Annotated in this window: 1 protein-coding gene and 1 pseudogene; both read right to left on the bottom strand. The window is 31.8% G+C overall.

The window, feature by feature from the left end:
• Window positions 1-202: pseudogene (locus tag P0106_RS07180) on the bottom strand (DUF2178 domain-containing protein); the annotation flags it as partial.
• Window positions 199-402: a helix-turn-helix transcriptional regulator gene (locus tag P0106_RS07175; RefSeq protein WP_473730649.1), complete on the bottom strand. Its 204-nt coding sequence runs from the start codon at window positions 400-402 to the stop codon at window positions 199-201. The gene P0106_RS07175 and the pseudogene P0106_RS07180, both read right to left, overlap by 4 nt.
• Window positions 403-616 lie beyond the last annotated feature (214 nt).

The following is a 616-nucleotide window of genomic DNA, read 5'->3' as shown; positions in this document are numbered from 1 at the left end:
CGTTTATTTTGTAGGTGTGGTCTTTTTCTATCATCTTATAGTGCATGATTTTTACGTGTGAAAGTGAGATAGTTGCAACAAAAACAACTGACAGTGCAATTTCTACGGATTCGTTCAGTTTAAGAGTGAGTGCAAGAATTAGTCCGCAAATTCCTATTACATATCCTATGTACCAAAAATTTTGGGTTTTCTGTTTTTTCATTTTTTATCTTCCTCGTAGATAAATATTTCATCGATTGTTAAATCAAAGTACTTGGCAATTTTGTATGCCAATATGATTGATGGGTTGTATCTTCCATTTTCCAAAGAGCCGACTGTTTGTCTTGATACTTCGAGTGCGTCTGCAAGTTCTTCTTGTGTTATTCCTTTTTCTTTTCTAATTTGTTCAAGTCTATTTTTCACATTACATTCTCCTTTCTAATGGAAAGCTAGCTTTACATATAAGATAATTGTTTCGATAGTAAATGTCAAGTTTGCTTTCCGTTGGATTTAATATCGATAATATTGTTTGCAAAGTTTCATAGTATTCAAGAGAGTAGAAAACTAAAAGTATAATTTTCTTTCAGATGCTATTTCAGATAGTATTGTTCTTATGTGTAACAGTGGTGAGCTTTCT

Source organism: Gardnerella sp. c11Ua_71, assembly GCF_055818025.1.
Note: the sequence above shows the minus strand (reverse complement) of the source record. Positions and strands in the feature narration are given on the sequence as shown.